The sequence below is a fragment of the Streptomyces flaveolus genome (assembly GCF_000716535.1).
In the GTDB taxonomy this organism is placed as follows: Bacteria; Actinomycetota; Actinomycetes; order Streptomycetales; family Streptomycetaceae; genus Streptomyces; species Streptomyces flaveolus_A.
Genome location: NZ_JNWV01000037.1, coordinates 305154 through 321529, shown reverse-complemented (window position 1 = coordinate 321529; position 16376 = coordinate 305154). Strand labels below are relative to the sequence as shown.

18 protein-coding genes, 1 tRNA gene and 1 pseudogene are annotated in these 16376 nt (G+C 70.8%); 9 read left to right on the top strand and 11 right to left on the bottom strand.

The annotated features are described in order from the left end of the window. The 3 genes and pseudogenes from OO52_RS36095 to OO52_RS48330 form a co-directional block, all read right to left on the bottom strand. A partial coding sequence (locus OO52_RS36095) for a hypothetical protein (protein WP_078966022.1) occupies positions 1-1044 on the bottom strand: 1044 nt, incomplete at its 3' end. Between the two features lie 127 nt (positions 1045-1171). After that, positions 1172-1408 (bottom strand): hypothetical protein, encoded by a 237-nt coding sequence (locus OO52_RS51755; protein ID WP_030657868.1) that lies wholly within the window; start codon positions 1406-1408, stop codon positions 1172-1174. 249 nt (positions 1409-1657) lie between these two features. Beyond that, positions 1658-2167: pseudogene (locus OO52_RS48330) on the bottom strand (response regulator); the annotation flags it as partial. A 111-nt stretch (positions 2168-2278) separates the two neighbouring features. Between OO52_RS48330 and OO52_RS36080 the strand changes: the two are divergent. Together OO52_RS36080 and OO52_RS36075 are read left to right on the top strand one after the other, a co-directional pair. Then, positions 2279-2350 (top strand) — tRNA-Arg (locus OO52_RS36080). A gap of 337 nt (positions 2351-2687) precedes the next feature. Next, on the top strand, positions 2688-3074 hold the full coding sequence (locus tag OO52_RS36075; protein ID WP_158712601.1) for a hypothetical protein: 387 nt from the start codon (positions 2688-2690) through the stop codon (positions 3072-3074). Positions 3075-3143: 69 nt separating this feature from the next. Here OO52_RS36075 and OO52_RS36070 read toward each other — a convergent pair whose 3' ends face one another. From OO52_RS36070 to OO52_RS36055, 4 genes are all read right to left on the bottom strand, one after another. Next, positions 3144-4517: a tyrosine-type recombinase/integrase gene (locus tag OO52_RS36070; RefSeq protein WP_030657865.1), complete on the bottom strand. Its 1374-nt coding sequence runs from the start codon at positions 4515-4517 to the stop codon at positions 3144-3146. Next, the gene (locus OO52_RS36065) at positions 4514-4684 is read right to left on the bottom strand and encodes a helix-turn-helix transcriptional regulator (RefSeq protein WP_030939262.1); all 171 of its coding nucleotides are present in this window, start codon (positions 4682-4684) and stop codon (positions 4514-4516) included. The genes OO52_RS36070 and OO52_RS36065 overlap by 4 nt, the downstream gene beginning before the upstream one ends. Beyond that, a complete protein-coding gene (locus tag OO52_RS36060) occupies positions 4684-6057 on the bottom strand; it encodes a replication initiator (RefSeq protein WP_030657864.1) in 1374 nt (457 codons plus the stop codon). The genes OO52_RS36065 and OO52_RS36060 overlap by 1 nt, the downstream gene beginning before the upstream one ends. 103 nt (positions 6058-6160) lie before the next feature. Next, entirely contained in the window at positions 6161-6475 is a 315-nt protein-coding gene (locus OO52_RS36055) for a SpdD-like protein (RefSeq protein ID WP_234339852.1), read from the bottom strand. Between OO52_RS36055 and OO52_RS36050 the strand changes: the two genes are divergently transcribed. Together OO52_RS36050 and OO52_RS36045 are read left to right on the top strand one after the other, a co-directional pair. After that, entirely contained in the window at positions 6474-6974 is a 501-nt protein-coding gene (locus OO52_RS36050; protein WP_234339851.1) for a hypothetical protein, read from the top strand. The genes OO52_RS36055 and OO52_RS36050 overlap by 2 nt on opposite strands. Before the next feature lie 275 nt (positions 6975-7249). Continuing rightward, positions 7250-7720 (top strand): GNAT family N-acetyltransferase, encoded by a 471-nt coding sequence (locus OO52_RS36045; protein ID WP_031029359.1) that lies wholly within the window; start codon positions 7250-7252, stop codon positions 7718-7720. Positions 7721-7784: 64 nt separating this feature from the next. On the opposite strand, the gene OO52_RS36040 is transcribed toward OO52_RS36045, so the two are convergent. The 3 genes from OO52_RS36040 to OO52_RS36030 form a co-directional block, all read right to left on the bottom strand. Then, on the bottom strand, positions 7785-8393 hold the full coding sequence (locus OO52_RS36040) for a hypothetical protein (RefSeq protein ID WP_158712600.1): 609 nt from the start codon (positions 8391-8393) through the stop codon (positions 7785-7787). A gap of 296 nt (positions 8394-8689) precedes the next feature. After that, a complete protein-coding gene (locus tag OO52_RS36035) occupies positions 8690-8968 on the bottom strand; it encodes a hypothetical protein (RefSeq protein WP_078877223.1) in 279 nt (92 codons plus the stop codon). Between the two features lie 25 nt (positions 8969-8993). Continuing rightward, the gene (locus OO52_RS36030; RefSeq protein WP_030657855.1) at positions 8994-10046 is read right to left on the bottom strand and encodes a Ku protein; all 1053 of its coding nucleotides are present in this window, start codon (positions 10044-10046) and stop codon (positions 8994-8996) included. Between the two features lie 53 nt (positions 10047-10099). Between OO52_RS36030 and ligD the strand changes: the two genes are divergently transcribed. Further along, positions 10100-10987, top strand: coding sequence for a non-homologous end-joining DNA ligase (ligD, locus tag OO52_RS36025; protein WP_030657853.1), 888 nt, complete (start codon positions 10100-10102; stop codon positions 10985-10987). Between the two features lie 358 nt (positions 10988-11345). Here ligD and OO52_RS36020 read toward each other — a convergent pair whose 3' ends face one another. Beyond that, on the bottom strand, positions 11346-12149 hold the full coding sequence (locus OO52_RS36020; protein WP_030657851.1) for a nuclease-related domain-containing protein: 804 nt from the start codon (positions 12147-12149) through the stop codon (positions 11346-11348). A 99-nt stretch (positions 12150-12248) separates the two neighbouring features. Between OO52_RS36020 and OO52_RS36015 the strand changes: the two genes are divergently transcribed. The 4 genes from OO52_RS36015 (at position 12249) to OO52_RS36000 (ending at position 16344) form a co-directional block, all read left to right on the top strand. Continuing rightward, a complete protein-coding gene (locus tag OO52_RS36015) occupies positions 12249-12755 on the top strand; it encodes a protein-tyrosine phosphatase family protein (RefSeq protein WP_030657849.1) in 507 nt (168 codons plus the stop codon). Positions 12756-12946: 191 nt separating this feature from the next. Continuing rightward, the gene (locus tag OO52_RS36010) at positions 12947-13672 is read left to right on the top strand and encodes a hypothetical protein (RefSeq protein WP_030657847.1); all 726 of its coding nucleotides are present in this window, start codon (positions 12947-12949) and stop codon (positions 13670-13672) included. Continuing rightward, complete coding sequence (locus OO52_RS36005; RefSeq protein ID WP_030657844.1) at positions 13672-14916, top strand: ATP-binding protein; 1245 nt, start codon at positions 13672-13674, stop codon at positions 14914-14916. The genes OO52_RS36010 and OO52_RS36005 overlap by 1 nt, the downstream gene beginning before the upstream one ends. A gap of 66 nt (positions 14917-14982) precedes the next feature. Further along, complete coding sequence (locus OO52_RS36000) at positions 14983-16344, top strand: FtsW/RodA/SpoVE family cell cycle protein (protein WP_030657842.1); 1362 nt, start codon at positions 14983-14985, stop codon at positions 16342-16344. Positions 16345-16376 lie beyond the last annotated feature (32 nt).

Sequence of the window (16376 nt, the reverse complement as noted above, 5' to 3'; positions counted from 1 at the left end):
GGCTAGGGGGGTCAGGAGGGGGGTGGGGGCGGCGGGGGTGCTTTCGGCGTTGCCGGCGGCGGCCGTGGGGACCGCGAGCGAGTCGGCGCCGGGGTTCTCAGGGGCGAGGGGGGCGGTGCCGGCGTTCATCGGAGCGAGCAGGCCGGTGTCGGCGTTCGCGCGGGTGGCGAGGGGGCCGGCATCGGCATGCGCGAGGGCTCCGAGGAGGCTGCGGCCACCGGCGCTCGCGGAGGTCCCGAAGGGGTCGGCGACAGCCTCCGCGGCAACCCCCGGACGACGTCCGCCACCCTGCCCACGGATGCCGAAGGGGCCGGCACCGGGAGGGTCGACGAGTCCGATCGGGCCGGGCTCGGCGCAGAAGCCGAGGCGGGCCGCGTTGCGGCTGAGAGCACGGACGCGGGCGTGCGCGTACCGCACACGGAACAGCGGGTTGCTCTCCCGCTGGATGAGGTGATCGGCGCTGATCCGGGGCCGGTCGTGCGGGGCGGGGTGGAGGAGGGCCCACTGGGCGGCGTCGGGCCCGAGCGGGGCGGGGTCCTCCGGCGCGGGCACGGGCCGCAGATTGACGGGCTCGCCGTGCTCGACGGTGGCGCGCCCGCCCTGGGTCGCCACGAGGCGTACGACGGCGTCGGCGACGACCTCGGCCCGCACCTCGTACGGCACGCGGAGCGCGACGACCTGTCCGGCCAGGGCGTCTCCGTACCCGTACCGGGTGCCCTTCTCCCGGATCTCCCGGACCAGCGCGGCAACGGGGTCGACCTGCTCGTCGAGGCTGATGTTGAGAAACCCGGGCCCGGTGACGACGACGTCCCGGATGCCCTCGGCCTCGGCGAGCCGGGCCCGCAGAATCTCGGCGACCCGCAACGGCGGCTCCCCGGCCGGCCGGGCCAGCTGGAGCGCGATGGTGGTGGCGAAGTCCCCGCACCCCCCGGGCCCCGGCTCGGTCACCACGGCCCGCTCGGGCACGGTCACACTCAGCACCCCGTCATCGACGGCACGACGCACCGCGTGCAACACGGTGCGGGAGAGCTCGACGGGGGTCACGGGACAAGCGTAGGGGAGGAGGGGGGTGGGTATGCGAGGCGGTTATCGGTATCGGCTGTCGTACCGGCTGCCTTACTGCCTGTCCGTACCGGCTGTCCCTACCCGGTTATCCCGACCACGGCTTGACCTAGCTTCCGAAGGACATCCGGCGGGGGAGACCATCGCTGGCGCTGGGGCTGGGGCCGGAGGTGGGTTCGGGGGCGGGGGTTGCATGGTCGAGGGTGGGGCTGTGGTCGAGGGTGGCGCTGGGGTTGAGGGGGGCAGCGTGGTCCACGGTGGCTGCGCGGTCGAAGGTGACGCTGTGGTCGTGGGTCGCGCCGTGGTCGAGGGTGATGCCGTGGTCCAGGGTGGCCGGGCGGTCCATGGTGGCTGCGTGGCCAGGGCTGGCAGTGTGGGCCCTGTCGCGGAGAGTGTCAGCGTGGTCAAGGGCGGCTGCGTGGCTGGGGGTGACGCCATCGCCACCCCCGTCCCGATCTCCGTCACCCGGGCCTCCGCTGCCGGGGCCGCCCTTGCCAGGGTCTCCCCCACCGCCGGCACCGGGACCGTACCCACCTGGACCGGCCGGACCGGGCCCCCCACCGCGGGGATCCCGCCCGCCGTCTCCCCTGCCACCCCCTCCGCCATCTCGCCCGGAGCCCCCAGCTCCACCCGACCCCTCATGCTCGTCATGCTCGCCATGGCTCTCAGGCCCGATCCGTCGCTCCATGAGCTGCTTCACGAGCCGTACCAGCTCGGCGGGCTCGAAGGGCTTGGCGAGGAAGGCGTCCACGCCCACATCGAGACCGGTCTCGACCTCGTACTGCGAACACGCGCTGATGATGGCGAGGGGCAGGTGGTGTGTACGGGGATCGGCCCGGAGGCGGGCGGCGGTGCGGAGCCCGTCCAGCCGGGGCATGACGACGTCGAGCGTCACGACGTCGGGCCGCACCTCGTGGACCACGTCCAGACACTCGGCACCATCGGCCGCGGTCACGACCTCTAGCCCTTCCAGTTCGAGGTTGACCCTGATCAGCTGTCGGATGACCTTGTTGTCGTCCACAACAAGCACCCGACCCGAAGCGCCTGGCACAAGTCGAGAGTAGGTCCGGACCGGCCACCGCGTCCGGGTTTTCCCCACTTCCACCCCGTACAGGGGACCCGCCGACCCCCACCCGGGGAAACGGGTTCCTGATCACCCCGCCGGACCTGCTAATGTTCTACCCGTCGGCGCAAGCGAGAGCTCAGCGCCTGACACGCCCCCGTAGCTCAGGGGATAGAGCAACGGCCTCCGGAGCCGTGTGCGCAGGTTCGAATCCTGCCGGGGGCACCCAGCATGAGGTGCCCAAAGACCCCGTCACCAGCGGAAACGCTGAGGCCGGGGTCTTCGCGTATGTGCAGGCGTGTGCCGTCCGAAGCAGCCCTGCGACACGGTCCGTGGACTATTCGTGGACAGGATCTTGAAGCGTTCTCCCTGGTCAGCCACCGCGCGGGGAGGTCATCGGGCAAGCCAGGAACCGCCGCCGCTGAGCACCGGAGGGCGGATCACCTGCCTGGCCGACCGGCAGGCCGAGAGTCGCGCCGTGCGATGTTGAGTGCACGTTCACCACGCATCCCTGCCAGTCGCGTTCTAGGCTGCCCCGTGCTGCCATGCCCAAGGGGGGACTATGACAACCGCAGTTGAACGCCTGCGCGCTGATTCCGAAACCGTGCGCATCATCGAGACGTTTGCGGGCCGCGGCGAGATCGCGCTCTTCTCGATGAAAGAACTCCGCCGTATCGGGAAGCATCGAAGCTTGCGGGAACAGGCTCTCACGCATATCACCGAGATTCTGCGCGCCCGAAAGTTGGAGTACCTGCCCATTCGCCTGCCGCGCAACCAGGATCACCACATTGTGGCCTGGCGGCGAGGTACCCCCGGCACTGAACTGCTAGAGAGAGTCCAATGGCTCAGCCGTGAGGCGGGAAGTTATGGGGCTGCCGTGCGGCTCTCAGACGGCGAGACCGTTCAGCTGTACCGTGCCGCACTGGCCGAGCGGGATAGGCGCGCGTAATGTCGCAGCTTTGAAATGCGAAGCCCCCTGGGAAGGTCCAGGGGGCTGAAGCCCAGTGATGAGCTCAACTCACTCGTACTCGCGTAGCAGCTCTTCGATCTTCCGGTTGGCGATCTCCTTCCGTCCGTCGATGCACTTGGCATAGCGGCTCAGCAGGACCTCGACGCTGTTGCCGGCACGCTCGGCCACCTCGGTCGGGTCCACTCCGGAGTTGAGCCAGGTCGACAGCGCCGAGTGCCGTAGGTCGTACGGGCGCGCGGCGAGCGGCGAGGCGACCGCGGCCGGCGGGAGCGCCAATGCACGGGCTTCCTGCCACACGCGGTAGTACGTCGAGGAGCCGACCACTCCCCCGCGCTCGTTGGTGAACAGCCGCCCGTCCTCGGCGGTGCCGAAGGTGGCGAGGTGCTGCTGGAGGATGGCGACGAGCTGGGGCGGGATCGGTACGAGCCGGACCTCTTCCACCGGCCGGTTCTTCAGGCCCCGGTCGTCGTGGGTCTCACCGGAGTCCGTCCACTGCTTGCCGACACTGGGACGCGTCCGGTTCAGCAGTGCCGTCCCCCAGCCGACCTCGGGCAGCTTCAGGTCTGCACTGGTGAGGCCGACTGCCTCAGCCGGGCGCAGGCCGCCGTAGTACATGCAGGCGAACAGGCCGACGAGTCGGCGACCACGCGCACGGCCGTACCCACCGACATACGAAACCGCAGTCAGCAGGGAACGAGCCTGCTCAGGATTGGCGACAACCCGGGGGTCGACCTCTCCGGCGACCTTCGGCTTCTTCCAACGGATGCCCGTAATCGGGTTCTCTTTGAACTCGCCGAGGTCTACCGCGTAGTGCATCGCGTTGACGAGTGTCCGACGCTTGCGCCGAACGGTCTCCGCGGCCGCCGCTGTCCCGTCGAGCTTCAGCTTTAGCGAGTCGAGGACCGCCCTGCCGATCGCGGCGTCACCGAGATCCGAGAGCGGGCGCGACGCCCTGGCCACCCAGTGCAAGGTGTTCGCAATCTCGGTCGGCAATTCACGCTCCTCCGGACCGGGAAGGACGAAGGCCCAGTTGCGGAGTGCCTTCCTGATCAGTTCCTCGGATGGCTGCCCAGGGCGATCGTCGAGAAGGGCCATCGTCACGGCGGTCAGGGCCTCATTAATCCCGTTGCGCGTGTTCGGCGCCGCGTGCGGCCACTTCATGGCCAGGTACTTCAGAGCGAAGGCGTACCAGGTCATCGAGGCCGCTTTCTCGACCATCGAGTCGGGCAGCCCCGTCACCGTGTCGAATTCTTCGCCGGCATGAGTGGCGCGGAGCAACTTGGAACGGTAGTGGTCCGCGAGCGCCTTAGTTCGGAACTGTTCGGAGAAGACGTTCCCGGCAACGGTCCATCGGGCGTCATAGGACGACTTCTTGGTGTTCCTCTTCCGCACGCCCCAAACCTTCACGTCGAGAGACTTCACGCCGCTGCCTCCAGCTGCCGCAACCACGTCGTGAAGTCGCTGCGCCACACGCGAAGTTCTCCATTCGGGAGCTTGAATGCTGCGGGCCCTTGACCGAGCTCGCGCCATCGATAGAAGGTCCGGCGAGAGACACCACCCAGCTCATCGAGCACTTGGCGGACGGTCATCAACTCGTCGGGAACACGCTGGGCCATGTCGGTTCTCCTTCCGTCTGTGAGTCGGTCGAGCGAGGCGAGGTGCCGTGAGCGATGAGGAGTTCCGCGTTCGTCCACCCGGTGCCTGCGAAGCGCCAGTGGGAGAGAACGAGGACGGTGTCCGGGTCGGGCAGCGGGTGACCCGCCTCGGCGGCGCGTGCGCGGGCCAAGGCTTCGTTGTGGTCGGCGCGCTCCTGGCGGAGGGCGCCGAGGGTCACGGAGTAGGCCCGGGACTTGGTGGAGAAGTGCCCGCGGAAGCCGAGCATGTGGGCCCACTTGCGCAGGCGCAGGGCTTCGAGTTCGGGGAGCCCACCGAGGTGCCAGCAGGTGAGGATCATCCGGCGGGCGTGGTCGGTGACGCCGGAGCCGATCAGGTCCGTGATCGGGTTACGGACGGGACGGTCCAGGGTGCCGGCGGTCTCGGCGCCCTTGGTGGCGTACTTGGCGATGTAGGCGGCCACGGCCCGGCTGGAGAGCTCCGAGCTGCCTGCGAAGTCGGCGGAGCGGATGGGGCGGATGTCGAGCTGAGCACCGAAGCGGAAGGTGTACGTGCGGCCGTCGAGGATGGGGCCGGGTGCCTCGGCGAGGCGGACCGCCGAGCGGATCGCGTCGTTGAGAAGTTCGGTCGTGGCCCAGGTCGGTGGGGTGGACTCGGCACCGTCCGGGCCGTCGAGGCGGATGACGGCGTGGAAGTGGACGGCGCCGCGCCGCTGGTACTCGGCGACCTTGGCGTACGACACCTTCAGGCAGTCACGCAGCGCGGTCCGGGTAACGCCCGCGCAGGAAGCGAGCTGCTGACGCAGGTAGGTGGTGAAGCGGGCCCAGAGGGCACCGGCGTGAGCGTTCCAGAGGACAGCCGCCCGGTAGTCGTACCGCTCCGCGTTCAGCGGTGTACCTAGGGCGGGGTCGTCCTCTGGGTGGGAGCGTCCGCAGCGGCAGCGGCCAGCGGCAGGGCGGTTGTGGACGGGGCCGAAGGAGGGGGCGGTGAAGGTAGCGAAGACGCGCGGGTGTTGGGCGACGGCCGGACCGATGCCCTTGCCGCCGCTCAGGCCAGCGGTGACCAGATGGAAGGTGTCTTTGCGGTACGTCTCGGCGCAGGCGGCGCACCGGGTGGCACGGCGGTTGTTGCAGCGAATGAGGAGCTGTCCGGCAGGCAAGTCACGGCCGATGACTTCCCGGACGATCTCGCCCGTGGCGGCGTGGACGTCCAGCCGGTAGCCCTCCATTCGCACGGGCTGCTCACAGCCGCCGAGACGCTGGATCTGCCGGGCGTAAGCACTCACGTCGCCATGCCGGGCGAGGGCCGCCAGGTGACGGATGGCTCCCATGGGAGCCGGCGGGCGCATGTGCGGGTTCCTCCTTGAGTGGTCGGGTGTTGGGTGGCCGCCCGGCTTGCCTGTCCAGGGGGCTAGACAGCAAAGGCAAGCCGGGCGGGAGCAGCCGTTGAAATCAGCGGCGGGTGAGAAGGGAGCGGGTGACGACTGCGCAGACGGCAACCGAGGTAGCAGTCAGGGCGACGGCGAGGAGCATGGAGACGAGGACGGCACCGACGACCAGGACCACGGCGGTGCCGCCGCCGACGAGGGCGAGAACGGTTCCGGGGGTGAGCTGGACGGTCGCGCGGGATGCGGCCGGAGTCTGGGAGGCCGGCGACGGGGTGGAGAGGGCCGGGGTGATCGGGGTCGGCTCAGCGCCGGCGGCGCAGGTTCGTCCTCGCAGCCCGCCTGGTGTTGCCGTTAGGGGATGGCCCAAGCTGGCCCGCATGGATTGGTTGCCACTGCTCTCCACCCTGGCCGGGGCCGCGATCGGTATCGTCGCTACTCTCATCGCCGATCGGAATCGGTGGAAGCGCGAGGATGCCAAAGAGGCTCTTCGGCTGCGGCTCGACGTCTACACGCAGTACACGACCATCGTGAAGGTCCTCGGTGAGACCCTGCGGGGCCTCGCCGAGCGGGAGCACCCGTCCGACGACGAGCGGGCGCACGCGCTGCGCGAAGCCTTTCGGGAGTCCGGCATAGCCATCGCCTCGGAACGGATGTGGCTCGTCGCGCCCCAACCCGTCGTCAATGCCTCCAACAGCGTGTTCCACTGCCTTCGAAGCATCCGCGACGGCTACATCGACGGCACCGCTGTCAGCAGCCCAGAAGACCGCGCCCGCTGGGAGGCACGCGGCAAAGCAGCCGCCAAGATGCGCAGGCTCATGCGTGAAGACCTCGGCGTTGGCCCACTCACCGAACGCCACAGCCCCTTTCTCAACGACTAGAGCAACCCCACGGCGCAGTCCGTTTGTGCACGCGTATGCAGCACTGAGCGGCCCTGGGACGGGGTCCGTGGACTGTTCGTGGACAGGATCTGAGCGTGTCTGACCAGGTCACAGCGGCTACTTCGGAGCGGGCGTAGACCGGCGTGCCGGTCCCGGTCCGGATCCGCGGCGCCGAATATGCTGCGAGGACGTCCGACCTGACGTCCTTGACAGTGCAATGCGCACGCTGACTGCCGACCGGCGGCGGCTCCGCCGCGTGCAGGAAGGGATGTGGCATGAGGTCTCCAGGCGTGCACCTGCGGGAGATCACCGACGACAACCGGGATGCCGTTCGTGCCCTCCGCGTCCGACGTGATCAGAAGCAGTTCGTCGCCTCCGTGTCCAAGTCGCTCAAGCAGGCGGCACAGCACCCGGAGGCCAATCCCTGGTACCGCGCGGTGTACGTCGGTGACGAGCCGGTCGGGTTCGTGATGCTGTCGTGGAAGCCGCCGGCTGGTCCTTACAAGGGGCGGCACTTCATCTGGCGTCTCCTCGTCGACAAGCGGCACCAGGGGCGGGGGATCGGCCGGGAGACTCTCACGCAGATCGCCGCCCTGGTTCGTGCGGACGGCGCCACCGAGCTGCTGACCAGCTACGATCCCGGCGAGGGTGAACCGTGGCCCTTCTATCAGAAGTTCGGCTTCGAGCCCACCGGGGAGATCGATGACGGCGAGGTCGTGCTGCGTCTCGTCTTCCCCGACTGTTGAGCTCCTACGGGAGACCGCAGGCAGTTCTACCTCATCACCTGCTCGTGCCTGCTGCGCCCGCGATCTAGTCGTTGGCCCCTCCGCCCCGAGGCGACAGGAGTCTGGCCCGGGTCTCCCTCATGAAGTCGGGCTCGGACCATGGGGTGCGTCGGTGGCGTAGGTGGCGTATTTGTCTGTGGGTGTGGGGGCGAAGCAGCCAGCCCCAGGGGGTCAGTTCTCTTCTCATCGCCAAGAGGCAGATTTCCTGTTCCGGTTGGTTGTCGTAGGGGAAGTACGCCCTCCCGGACATTTCCTGGTCGGTCGCGACGGGGGGTGTGTTCCAGGCCTCCAGGCGGTGGGGGCCGGCATGGCGGCGGGTCTGCTGGAACAGGTCGGCGTACGCCTCGCCGACGACGTAGGAATCCATGAACAGAAGGTTCTGGTGCAGGTTGATCTTCGTGAAGACGTCGCTGATCTGCTGGGCCAGCGCCGCCCTCGTTTCCGGATCTGATGCGGGGCGGCATCTGATCAGGTAGGGGAGGTCTTCGTACGAGTGAATGACCTGGAGCGCCTCCGCGTACATACGGCTCTTCTGCTCACGGCGCTTGGCGTGCTGGTTGATCCAGTAGCCCATGAGTGCCACCAACGCGGTGGTGAACGCGGCCAGCAAAGTGGCCGTCGAGGCAGCATCCATCGTCGCCGGCGCCCGGGCAGTAGGCGCCTCCCCCCTTCGCGCGACCAAGACCCTGAGGGCAGGTTCGGCAGGGGGAGGGGTCTGCGTAAAGAGCGTGAATCGGACACGGATGTCTTGGTGGGTGGCGTACGTCCGTCCGTCAGCCTCTGGGCCCGGGAGATCAGCGCGACGACCGAGCGGGACTTGGGCGGGGGCGAAGGACTGGATTACGGCCAGGACGGCTGCCGGGCCCAGCGTGCACGCCGTGACGATCGCCGGGTGGGTCCGGTCGGCGTCGTTCGGGTGGCGGTACCGGCTCAGTCGGCCTCCGGTGGGGTCCACGCGGCCACGAGGTCCATCAGGCCGGGGAAGCGGGCGTTCAGGTCGGCCACCCGGACGTGGCTGCGGCGCTCCTGGCCGTACTGGTGCTGATGGGTGACGTCCGCCTCGCGCATCCTCGGCAGCAGCGAACTTTTCCAACTCCCAGAGAAGTCGCGGACGATCCGCAGCCGCAGGGGGGCGCTGAGCGCGCCCAGCACCGTCTCCAGCCTGAAGGCAGGGGGGACTGCGCGATCAGCCACGGCTGGCCCGCGCAGACGTGGACGAACCGTCCCCGTACTCTCACGCCGACCGCTTCCGTGACGCCGTCTTCTTCGTCGCCGTCTTCTTCGCCCCCGTACTCTTCGCGGTCGACGTGCTCTTCGCGGTCGCCGTGCTCTTCGCGCTCGCCGCCTTCTTCGTCCCCTCCACCGCCTTGGCCGTCGACTTGCGTGCGGGTGCCGCCTTCTTCGCGGCGGCCGTCTTCTTCGCCGTCGACTTCTTTCCCTCCGTCTCCTTCGGCTCGGCCCTCCCCTGTCGCAGGGGTCTGACCTCGGCCTCCTCGCCGGGGGGCGGGACGCCGCGGGACTCGCGGGCGGCCCGGACGCTGCTCTCCAGCGCGGCCATCAGGTCCAGCACCTTGCCGCCGGCCGCGGGCTCCGGGGCCTCGGGCGGGGCCTCGCCGGAGGCCTTCGCGGCGATGACCTCCTCCAGCGCCTCCCGGTACTCGTCGTGCAGGTCCTCGAGGTCGACCTCGCCGAGGGTGTCCATCAGGGCGTCGGCGAGGTCGAGTTCCTTGTCGCGGATGGTGACGGAGGTGTCGGGGGCGACGCCCTCCGGGGACCGGACCTCGTCCGGCCAGAGCAGGCCGTGCATGGCGATGGCGTCGCCGACCACGCGGAGCATGCCGAGGCGTTCCCGGCCGCGCAGGGCGTACTTGGCGATCGCGACCTTGTTGCTGCGTTTGAGGGCCTCGCGCAGGAGGGTGTACGGCTTGGCGGCGGGGGCTCCGCCGGCGGCCAGGTAGTAGGCCGCGCCCATCTGGAGCGGGTCGATCCGCTCGGCCGGGACGAAGGCGACGATGTCGATCGTGCGAGCGGTCGGGATCGGGAGGTGGGAGAGGTCCTCGTCGGTGATCGGGATGATCGAGCCGTCGGCGTCCTCGTACGCCTTGCCGATCTCGGCCTGGCTGACCTCACGGTCGTCCAGTTCGCAGACCTTGCGGTAGCGGATGCGGCCGTTGTCCTCGGTGTGGATCTGCCGGAAGGAGATGGCGTGGCTCTCCGTGGCGTTCACCAGCTTGATCGGAATGCTGACGAGCCCGAAGGAGATGGCGCCGTTCCATATCGATCGCACGTGCCGGACCTTCCCTTTGGCGATTTTTCCGGTTCGTCTGGGATTGTCATCCTATGACGCCTATCACAGAGGTGGAGGGGCGCCGGGTCGCGCTCAGCAACCTGGAGAAGGTGCTGTATCCGGAGACCGGCTTCACCAAAGGGGAGCTGCTGCACTACTACGCGACCTCCGCGGCGGCCCTGCTGCCGCACCTGCGCGACCGGGCGGTGTCCTTCCTGCGCTATCCGGACGGCCCCGAAGGGCAGCTCTTCTTCACGAAGAACGTGCCGCCGGGTACGCCCGAGTGGGTCACCACGGCCGCGGTCCCGCGGTCGTCGGCGGACAGCCCGGCCCGGATGGTCGTGGTGCAGGACCTGCCGAGCCTGGTCTGGGCGGCGAACCTCGTCACCGAGTTCCACACCCACCAGTGGCTGGTGCAGTCCCCGGAGGAGGCCGACCGGCTGGTCTTCGACCTCGATCCGGGCGCGCCCGCGACGATCGTGCACTGCTGCGAGGTCGCCCTGTGGCTGCGCGAGCGGCTCGCGGTGGACGGGATCGAGGCGTACCCGAAGACCGCCGGGTCCAAGGGGCTGCATGTGCTCGCGGCGGTGCGCGGGAGCTCCTCCGAACAGACGTCCGAGTACGCGAAGGCGCTGGCGGTGGAGGCGGAGCGGGCGATGCCCCGGCTGGTCGTGCACCGGATGACGAAGAGCCTGCGGCCGGGGAAGGTGTTCGTCGACTGGAGCCAGAACGCGGCCCGCAAGACCACGGCCACCCCGTACACCGTGCGCGCCCGCCGCCTGCCCCTGGTGTCCGCGCCGGTGACCTGGGAGGAGGTGGCCGACTGCCGGAGTCCCGGACAACTGGAGATCCACGCGGAGGACATGGCGCCGCGCCTGCAGGACCACGGGGACCTGATGGAACCGTTGCTGGACCGGCGATCGGCGGCTCCGCTGCCGTAACGGCACGTCACCCCGCGCGGGCCGCCCTCGCTACAGCCTCCCCCACGTGTTCCGGTCCCGGGCCATTCCGTGCAGCGCCTCTCGCGTTCCGGTCCCGGGCCATTCCGTGCAACGCCTCTCGCGTTCCGGTCCCGGGCCATCGAGTGCGGCGCCTCTCGTGTTCCGGTCCCAGGCCATCCCACGCAGCGCCCACACCCGTCCCGGTCCCCGGCCACCCCACGCAGCGCCCACACGCATCCCGGTCCCAGGCCACCCCACGCAGCCTGCCACGTCCGCCGGCTTGGGCACCCCGCCCAGCCGGGCCAGGCCCGTCGGCCCCGGGTCCGTCATGATCCGCACCCCGCGCGGGCCGCCCTCGCTACAGCCTCCCCCACGTGTTCCGGTCCCGGGCCATCCCGTGCAGCGCTTCCACGTCCGCCGGTTTGAGCACACCGCCCAGCCGGGCCAGGCCCGCCAGCTCCGTGTCCGTCATGATCCGCACCCCGCGCGGCTGCGCCGTCACGGTCACCTCGGACGGGCCGACGAGGGCCAGCAGCGGGCGGACCTCGGCGGTCAGGGCGTAGGAGGCGCGGTCGGCGTCGGCGCGCAGCCGGCGCAGCAGCGGCTCGGCCTCGCGGCGGCCCAGGGTGACCATCGGGTCGGCGACCAGGACCCGGGTCCTGCGGGCGTGGAGGGCGTGGACGGCGAACAGGCCGCCGGGGCCGATCACCAGGTGATGGATGCGGTCGCCGCCGGGCAGGGAGAGGGAGTGCAGGGTGTGCCAGCCGGCCCCCTCCAGGCCGTCCAGGGCCTCGCCGACGGTCTGCTCGGCGGTGAGGGCGCGGCGGCGCGGGTCGGGGCGGAGCCGGTGGACGGGGCCGGGGTCGCGGTCGAGGGCGACGAGCAGGGCCTCGCCGGGGCGGTTGGGGGCCAGGTCGTCGTCCGGGTGCAGGGTCAGCCGGGCGAGTTCGGCGGGGGTCGGGACCGGGGGCGGGCCCACGGTCACCGGGCCGGTCAGGAAGGGCTTCAGGGCGTGGAGCACATCGTCCCTGCTGTCCTCGCCGAGCAGGTTGACCCGGCCTGTCTCACGGTCGTACCAGGCGATATTGCTGCCGTCCTCGCGGCAGACGTACAGCCGCTCCCGGCCGTGCCGGAAGGCCGGCACCACGCGCAGTCCGCTCATGCGCCATCACCCCTCGACCATGGGAACAGGCGGGGTGCTCCGGGGGCAAGACCGGTTACCGTGGAGGGCGGCCCGTGAGGGGGAGTTGGGGAGGCGCCGTTGCGGACCCGCGGAAAGCAGCCCGACGTACCGGCTCCGGACAGCCCGTGGAGCGAGATCGTGCCCGGCCTGTGGATGGGCGGGCACGAGTTCCGCGGCCGGTCCGGAGGCCTGGAGTTCGCCGTCGTCCATGACGAGTTCGATGTGGTGCAGTCCTTGCTGCGGCTGCCGGGGTACGGCCCCGATCCGGGCGTGGAGCACCATGTGTGGCCGATCCCGGACGGTCCCCTGGACGGGACGCAGCTCGCCGGGGTGATCCGGCTGGCGCGCGCGGCGAACGAGGCGCTGGACGCCGGCCGGCGGGTGCTCGTGCGCTGTTACCACGGGTACAACCGCTCGGGGCTGGTGATCGCGCACGCCCTGGTGCAGCGGGGTGACTCGGCCGACCAGGCGATCCAGCTGATCCGGGCCAGGCGCTCGGCCTGGGCGCTGCACAACGAGCTGTTCGTGGAGTACCTGCGGGCGGGGCTGACGACCGTGCGGCTGCTGGAGGAGCTGGCCGAGTAGCCTCCCTCGTGCACCGGGTACGAACATCCCCGCCTGCACCCCGGGCACGAACATCCATGCCCGCGCCCCGAGCACGATCAGCTCCGCCGGCATCCGGAGCAAGCAGGAGCAGGCCTGCGGCGTCCCGGGCACGATCAAACCTCACCCGACCCTCGAAGCAGCACAAAGCTCACTTCCGTCAGAATGTGACCATGCCAGTCCGCCGTCCCGTGCGCACCGCCCTCGCCGTGGCCGTCGTCGCCCTGCTCTCGGCGACCGCGGCGGCCTGCGGGGACACCGGGGAACTGCGCGGCGCCGGGTCGACCCCCACCGCCGTCAGCCCCGCCAAGCTCTGGCCCGACCTGCGCCCGGCGTCCAGCCCGGCCTATCCGTACGACGTGGCGACCAGGGCGACCGTGAAGGGCGTCACGGTTCCCGGTGACGACATCCGGAAGGTCGACCCCGTGGACGTCGTGGAGGCGGAGCTGAAGGCGCGCCCCGACGACTACGGGTCCAAGGGCGCGTACCACGCGACCGTGGACCGGATGAAGGAGTGCCGGCCGGGCGGGGTCCGGGCCCGGTGTCCGCTGCTGAAGCCGTACTACCGGGACCTCACCGGGGACGGCCGGGCCGATCTGACGCTCGGCTTCCGGCTGTACCCGACCAACCAGACGGCGGTGCGGGTGTACACCGTCGAGGGGCACCAACTGGTGCAGGTGCTGGCCGACAACGACGCGATCATCGGGGTGGAGCTGGCCGGCCGGGCGCTGATCGAACGCTCGCCGGCCGACATCTCCGGCTACGAGTACCGCACCACCTGGCTGTGGGACCCGGGCCAGCGCGCGATGGTGTTCTCCCGCGACGAGTACCTGCACGTCGGCGACGGCCGGCACGGCAAGACGCCGTCCCCGTCCCCCTCTCCGGCGCAGAGCCCGTGATGAGGCTCGCGCTCCCCCACTGGGCCGGGACCCTCGCCGTCAAGGCCGCCGCGTTCATCACGGTGATGTGCTGCGCGCTGGCCGCGCTGCTCGGTGTGCTCGTGCACGTCTCGGTGCGCAACCAGACCGTCGGCCAGGCCCGTGACCTGGCGCTGTCCCGGCTCGCGGACGCCACCGAGGCGTACGAGGCCGGCGACACGCTGCTGCCGGGTGCCGGCGTGGACCCGAAGGGGCTGCCGGCGTCGCTGCGGACGCTCGCGGTGTCCGGGCACCGGGGCACGATGGTGGCCTCGTACCGGGGGCGCCCGACCATGTGGGCGGCGGGGCCGGCGGCCGGGCACCGGGCGCTGGCCGTGGAGGTCGACTACTCGCAGCAGTCCCGCACCATCGCCGGTCTCGACCAGTCGATCCTGTGGTCGTCGGTGCTGGCGATCGGCGCGACCGTGCTGGTCGGCTTGTTCGCGGTGACCCGGGTGACCCGGCGGCTGCACGGCACCGCGCGGGTGGCCCGGCGGATCAGCGCGGGCGATCTGGACGCCCGGGTGAACGACCCCCGGACGAAGGACCCGACCCGTCCGCAGGACGAGGTGGCGGCGGTGGCCGCGGCGCTGGACTCGATGGCGTCGAGCCTCCAGGGCAAGCTGCTGAGCGAGCAGCGGTTCACCGCGGACGTCGCGCACGAGCTGCGCACTCCGCTGACGGGGCTGCACGCGGCGGCGGAGCTGTTGCCTCCCGGGCGGCCGACGGAGCTGGTCCGGGACCGGGTGGCGGCGCTGCGCACGCTCACCGAGGACCTGCTGGAGATCTCGCGGCTGGACACCGGACGGGAGCGGCTGGAGGCCGACACGGAGGAGCTGGGCGCGCTGGCCGAGCGGGTGGTGCGGGCGTCCGGTACGCGGACGCGGGTGCGGATCCTCCGGGACGCGCGGGTGGAGACCGACCGGCGGCGGCTGGAGCGGGTGCTGGGGAATCTGGTGGCCAACGCGCACAAGCACGGGGCGCCTCCGGTGGTGCTGACGGTGGACGGGCCGGTGGTGACCGTGCGGGATCACGGGGGCGGCTATCCGGGGTATCTCCTCGCGCACGGGCCGCAGCGGTTCCGTACGGAGGGCGGGGCGAAGGGCCACGGGCTGGGGCTGACCATCGCGGTGGGGCAGGCGGAGGTGCTGGGGGCGCGGCTCTCCTTCGCCAACGCGGTGGACGGGGGCGCGGTGGCGACGTTGAGGTTGCCGGTGGCCGAGTAGGGCTCGAGGTGGGGGCGCGGCCCCGCCCTCCGCACACAAGACGCCCTATTTAGGTAGGTTCCGGGCATGACGAAGGCAGGAACCACCCTGGCGGCGGCTCCCGCTCCCGCGCGTGCCGCGCGCCTCCCCCGGCGCCGGGGCGTCGAGCTGTCCCTGCTCGTGCTGGCCGTCCTGCTGTCCGTGTACGGCTACTGCGCGGTGGGGCTGGCGCGGGCCGGTACCGTGCCGCCCGGTGCCGTCGGTTACGGCGCCGGGCTCGGCGTGCTCGCCCTGTTCGCCCATGTCGCGGTCCGTATCCGGGCGCCGTACGCCGATCCGCTGCCGCTGCCCATCGGCGTGCTGCTCAACGGGCTCGGGCTGGTCCTGATCTACCGGCTGGACCTGGAGACGCCGGGCGACCAGGCGGCCCCCACGCAACTGGTGTGGTCCACGCTCGGGGTGGGGTTGTTCATCGCCGTCGTGCTGGTGCTGCGCGACCACCGGGTGCTCCAGCGGTACGCGTACGTCTGTGTGGTGGCCGCCCTCGTGCTGCTGGCGCTGCCGATCCTGTTCCCGCCGGTGAACGGGGCCCGGATCTGGATCCGGATCGCGGGGTTCTCCATCCAGCCGGGCGAGTTCGCGAAGGTGCTGCTCGCGGTGTTCTTCGCCGCCTATCTGGCCGCCAACCGCAGCGCGCTCGCGTACACCGGGCGCCGGCTGTGGCGGTTGCAGTTCCCGACCGGGCGGGTGCTCGGGCCGATCCTGACGATCTGGCTGGTGAGCGTGGGCGTGCTGGTGCTGGAGCGGGACCTGGGGACCTCGCTGCTGTTCTTCGGGCTGTTCGTGGTGCTGCTGTACGTCGCGACCGGGCGCACCGGCTGGATCGCGGTCGGGCTGCTGCTGGCGGTGCTCGGAGCGTTCGCCGTGGGGCGGCTGGAACCGCATGTGGGCGCGCGGATCGAGGACTGGCTGCACCCGTTCGCCACCATCGACGCCGGGCAGGGCCCCAACCAGCTCTCCCAGTCGCTGTTCGCCTTCGCCGCCGGCGGGTTCCTCGGCACCGGGCTCGGACTCGGCCACTCCATCCTGATCGGGTTCGCCGCCAAGTCGGACTTCATCCTGGCGACCGCCGGTGAGGAACTGGGCCTCGCGGGTCTCGCGGGGATCGTGCTGCTGTACGCCCTGCTGGTGGAGCGTGGCTACCGGGCGGGCCTGGCGCTGCGCGAGCCGTTCGGCCGGCTGCTGGCGGTCGGGCTCGCCTCGATCGTGGCGTTGCAGGTGTTCGTGATCGCGGGCGGGGTCACCGGGCTGATCCCGCTGACCGGCATGGCGATGCCGTTCCTCGCCCAGGGCGGCTCCTCGGTGGTCACCAACTGGGCGATCGTGGCGCTGCTGGTCCGGGTGAGCGATTCGGCGCGCAGTCAGTACGACGGCCGGGAGGCACCGTGACCGAGTACGGCCTGCCCGATGGCGGGCGTCCC